Annotated in this window: 5 protein-coding genes; 2 read left to right on the top strand and 3 right to left on the bottom strand. The window is 48.7% G+C overall.

Features of this window, described 5'->3' with window-relative positions:
- Positions 1 to 174 precede the first annotated feature (174 nt).
- The 3 genes from ACMJ0U_RS12230 to ACMJ0U_RS12220 are packed head-to-tail and all read right to left on the bottom strand — an operon-like array spanning position 175 to position 3,357.
- The gene (locus ACMJ0U_RS12230) at positions 175 to 570 is read right to left on the bottom strand and encodes a cupin domain-containing protein (protein ID WP_417130156.1); all 396 of its coding nucleotides are present in this window, start codon (positions 568 to 570) and stop codon (positions 175 to 177) included.
- Positions 571 to 624: 54 nt separating this feature from the next.
- A complete protein-coding gene (locus ACMJ0U_RS12225; RefSeq protein WP_417130155.1) occupies positions 625 to 2,763 on the bottom strand; it encodes a polysaccharide lyase family 8 super-sandwich domain-containing protein in 2,139 nt (712 codons plus the stop codon).
- A gap of 18 nt (positions 2,764 to 2,781) precedes the next feature.
- A complete protein-coding gene (locus ACMJ0U_RS12220) occupies positions 2,782 to 3,357 on the bottom strand; it encodes a hypothetical protein (RefSeq protein WP_417130154.1) in 576 nt (191 codons plus the stop codon).
- Between the two features lie 201 nt (positions 3,358 to 3,558).
- On the opposite strand from ACMJ0U_RS12220, the gene ACMJ0U_RS12215 reads away from it, so the two are divergent.
- Both ACMJ0U_RS12215 and ACMJ0U_RS12210 read left to right on the top strand, forming a co-directional pair.
- Positions 3,559 to 3,765, top strand: a complete 207-nt coding sequence (locus tag ACMJ0U_RS12215) for a helix-turn-helix domain-containing protein (RefSeq protein WP_417130153.1) — start codon at positions 3,559 to 3,561, stop codon at positions 3,763 to 3,765.
- A 1-nt stretch (position 3,766) separates the two neighbouring features.
- Positions 3,767 to 4,906: DNA cytosine methyltransferase (locus tag ACMJ0U_RS12210; protein ID WP_417130152.1), on the top strand; the 1,140-nt coding region annotated here is incomplete at its 3' end.

Raw genomic sequence — 4,906 nt, 5'->3', positions numbered from 1 at the left:
TTTCCGTTCAAATTCACTGTGGTTCTGAGAAGAACACATGTATTCTTCCAGATAAGACAGACATTCTGCCTTTGAGTACTTTCGATTTTTACGCATGTCACTAAATAAATTGTGTCAACTTATTTAGTACACTACAGTTTTTTGCAGCAGAAAAATTAATTGATTCTCAACCGGTTATTTTTTCAGAAAATCGGCCCGCATCGGCGAGAAGCAGTCGATGAGCAAACCGGCCTCCAGACACTTGCAACCGTGAAGCACGTCCGGTTCGATGTAGATACCGTCGCCGGCAGATACCACCTGTGTCTTGCCACCCACAGTAAACTCGAACTTTCCGCTGGCTACGTAAGTGGTCTGCGTGTGATAATGCGTGTGGGCCGTACCTACGGCACCCTTCTCAAACTTCACCTTCACGAGCATCACCTGTCCGTCGTATCCCATAATCTGACGGGTTACTCCCTCGCCGGCTGGTTCCCACTCGGTTCCTTTCTCTGTTATGAAAACCTCGCTGCGTGTCTTCTTTGTCGGTGTGTCGGTCGTGTTTTCTGCGGTAGCCGGCAGCACACTGGTCATTGCCAGAGCGACCATCAATACAAATGCTTTTTTCATGTTCCTATTTTTTTAGTTTTAGTTGACTTCAAAACGAAGGGTCGTGCCCCGATTCTTTCCTTGCGGAAGAGGGTGTGTGCCACGCTTCCCGTTCACCGTAATCTGCACCTCATCCTGACACTGCATGGGGTCACTGAAGTACACTTCCCAGCGTCCGCCCGCTCCCCGTCCGATACGGTACAGACCAGGCGTGTGAAAATCCACTTCCAGTTCCGGTGTTACGCGAAGGGTAAAAGGTTCACGCACGGCTGCCCAGCAGACCGAACGGTCGACTTGCCACACTGCCTGCAAGCGGCTGTCGTTGCACATCACCCGGAAATTGTCGGTACGGAAATTACGCAAGTCGGCTTCCGTGACCTCGGGAAGGACGGCATAGCAGTAAGAAGACTCCTTCGGACGCACGCCGTGGTTCAGATAAAGGGTAAACAGACGCCCCGAAATGGTATCGTTGTTGTACATCTGCATCACGTCGTGCCAGCTTCCAGAAGAAGCCACTGTGCGGGCAAAGCAACTGTCAAGGTTGTTCCACAGCACATACCCACGTCCGTGATGCCAGATTCGCGTATCATCGGCAGCAGAGATGCGAAGCGGTTCTTCCCTGCTCCAGCACTGCTCCACGGCGGTGGTGACATGAAGAGCCGAATCGGAAGAGATGCCCGCCCCCAGACAAAGCACCGCCTCATCGGCAAAAAGCCAGAACTTCTGCGCCTTCAGCCCGTCGCGGTCCAGCTCCATGGCGCTGATTCCGTTTTTCCCATCCGACAAGCCTCCCACAAAGCGGCCCCGATTGCGCGGATAGTAGCTGCGCTTGAGCAACGGCACCGGCCGCACATCGTCGTAACAGGTCACACCAGGCAATTTGCGCCAGTCCCATAACGGGAAGATATCGTAATATTCCGTTGCATCCTTATAGATATAGAGAGCCCCGTCGGCCATGTAATAGCCTTTCATGTTATCACCGTTCATGGTTTCCACTCCCATCACGCGGTCGGATGCCATCTTGAGCGAGGCCATCCATCCGGCACGACGGCTCAGCGTGTAGTCCGACTGCCAGAAATGCTTGTGGCCAATCAGCCTGTTGTGCGGCGAGAAGCAGTTTTCCAGCAGACGGGCAGCCACCTGATTGCAGCGCGCATCGCGTCCGCCTCCCAGTTCGGTAGCAGCAAAAGCCAGACTCAGTGCCTTGTGCAAAGGGGCCGAAGCAAAAAGCTGGCGTCCCAGGGAAGCGATGTCCATTTTTCCCTGCCAGATAACCCACTGGTAACCTTCTTCCAGCAATCCGGCAATCACCTCCAGTTGCGAAGGTGTAAAAGCCATCGACGTGTCCGAAAAGAGACCCGACAAAAGGCTCATGGTGTACACATACGCCAGTCCGTAGTTCCCGAACTGAGGTTGCGGTCCGTGCTGGTGGAAGCACCCGTCATCCTTGATGCCTTCCTTTCCGCCCCGCACAATCTCCGACACAATCGTATCGCGCGCCTGTTTCACTAAATCCAGGTCGTTCTCCAGCACCCCTCGCATCATGACGTTGCCCGCCAGCCACACCTTGTTCTGTCCGGTCATGCCGAAACGGGCCTGCTTCATCACCGTAATGGCGTCCTGCTTCTCGGCATCGGTCAGGAAAGGTTCAAACAAGATGAAGGCAGTGCCCAGCGTACGGGGAATACCTATCTGATTATAGTACCAGTTCAGGCAGACCGGCTTCTGGACAAACCAGTAGCGCAAGGCCCGGTGAATGGCCTTCTCCACCCTCTTCGAGTGATAATGTTCGTTTTCCGGATTGCTGAAGTACTTCACCATCTCGAGTATCCGTTCGGCATGCAGACGCGGGTCCCATCCCGAGCGGTTGGTGTCCTGATAATTGATGTCACTCCACGAGCCGTCGGTCTGCAATGCCTTGAGGTAATGCTCCATACGGGCCGCTTCGTACGGCACACGCTGCTGGAGCTCCATCACCACACGGTCGGACACCGAGAAGCCCGGCTGGTTCTGCAGGAGCAGCTCTTTCAGAGGAGACTCCTCCCCTTCCGACTGCACATAAATCCGGTTGAAGTTCTGACGGATGACCGACAAATCGCCTTCTGCCTTGCCGAAAGCCTGCGAAAAGGCCAGGCATGCGCAAAAAGAAAAAACTAAACGGGTGTATTTCATAGACATAGACTAAACGGTATTTTCTTATGACAACATTCCGTCCGGCACGCGACCGATTTCCACTTTCTCAAATTTATATCCCAGGCGTTTGAGTTCAATGGCCACCCCGATACGGAACATCGTACGGCAGGCACGGGCAAACACATGGAAAGCCAGCGGACTCTGCGGCTCTATCTGCTCATGGCGAATCAGTCCCACGGTAGTCTGTCCGCAGCGGCGGATGATGTCCTCCAGCTGACGGGCCTCTTCACCGTCGAGCGACAGGCCGAGCAAATCGCGCACGATGTGTTCATCCATGTCGTCAAAGCCCTGCTCTCCGTAGTACGACTGATAAGAAGCCTGTGCGCTGGCCTCCCAGTCTTCGTCCCAGCAGAAGGCTACTCCCAGGCCCAGATAGACAGCCCAGGCCACCGACACCACGGGATAGTCACGAATCTGTCCCACGGCATCGGCCACATACTCCGGTGCCAAGTCGTGCCAGCGGTTGTCCAGGTCCTCCGTAGCCAGCAAGGTGCCATCCAGCACATGATAGTCAGTACACAAGCGCAGCAATTCCTGCTGCAATCTCTCTTCAAAACGGTTCAAATATTCTGTATCCATTGAGGTTTCTTTATTTTTTTTGCCAAAGATAAGCGTTATGCGAGAGATTTAAAACCCTGCGGGCGGGTTTTGTCACTTTTTTAGTGGGAAAAACAATAAGATTGATAAGCGTAAAGTTTAATCAGCCACTTTTCGTAAACATATTGGGATTTTATATGAAAAGTCTATAATTTTGCGTTGTAATTAAAACATTTTATCTGTATGGCTAATATAAATAGACTTAAAGTTGTACTTGTAGAGCAAGGAAAAACTGGCAAATGGCTCTCTGAACAACTTGGCAAATCTAACTGCACTGTTAGTAAATGGTGTAGTAATACTGTTCAACCAGATTTAGTGACTCTTGACAAAATAGCTCGACTACTTGATGTTGATGTAAAGGATTTGCTGAATACCACAACAAAGAAATAAAATGAAAGCTGTAATTGAACATAACGAATTCCTGACAACCTTCCACAAAGGAAAGAAAGTCATTGATTCTTGGAATCCAGAAAATTTTAACAATTTAGCATCCAGGATTAATGTCATTGATTTCTTCTGTTGTGCTGGCGGTATGACTCTTGGCTTTGCCGCTCTTAATGATTTTTTTCATATTTTGGGTGGAATAGATTTGAATCCGATATCACTTAAGTCATATAAAGATAATTACGGTACTGCTACATTAAATGCAGATATAGTCAATCTCAGATATGATTCATTTGAACTCAATAATACGTTTGCCATTAATGATAAACATCCATTGTTAATCATTGGTTGTGCTCCATGCCAAGGCTTTTCTGCTCACCGTAAAAAAGATTATGATAAACCAGAAGATGAACGCAATACTCTCATTGGCTATTTTGCGGACATTGCAGTATCTTTATCCCCGGATTTCATTGTTATGGAAAATGTTCCAGAGATATTGAATGGTAAATATAAGAGCCATTACGATGAAGCAAAGACTATATTCCAACAACATGGATATTATCTTTGTCAAAAAATATACAACGCAGCAGGTTTTGGAGTCCCTCAAGCAAGAAATCGGGCAATAATTGTTGCTTCAAAGTTCAAAGACTTTGAACTACCACAAGAAATCCTTAAAGAAAAATCATACAAAACGGTTAGAGATGCGATCGGTGATTTACCACATATTGATGCCCGTAATCAGGTCCTTTTATCGGACAAATACCATCGCTGTTCCATCCACAAGCAAAGTACAATAGATGTAATAGCGCACGTCCCACATGATGGCGGTAATCGTCCCAAAGGTATAGGTCCTAAATGTTTGGATAAGGTTAAAGGATTTAGCGATGTATATGGTCGACTGAGATGGGATAAGCCTTCTGTAACTATTACACAGTACGCAAGGAATCCAGCAAGTGGTAGATACTCACATCCAGAACAAGATAGAGGTTTGAGTATTCGTGAAGCAGCACGATTGCAGAGTTTTCCAGATGGTTATCTTTGGAGTGGCTCTTTAGGAGACAATTTCAAACAGATAGGCGAGGCGGTACCTCCATTACTCTCATTAGCTATTGCGACTCAGATAGCGTTATTTTATGAAAAGAAAGAA

The sequence above is a fragment of the Phocaeicola sp. genome (assembly GCF_048170425.1).
Taxonomy (GTDB): Bacteria; Bacteroidota; Bacteroidia; order Bacteroidales; family Bacteroidaceae; genus Phocaeicola.
Note: the sequence above shows the minus strand (reverse complement) of the source record. Positions and strands in the feature narration are given on the sequence as shown.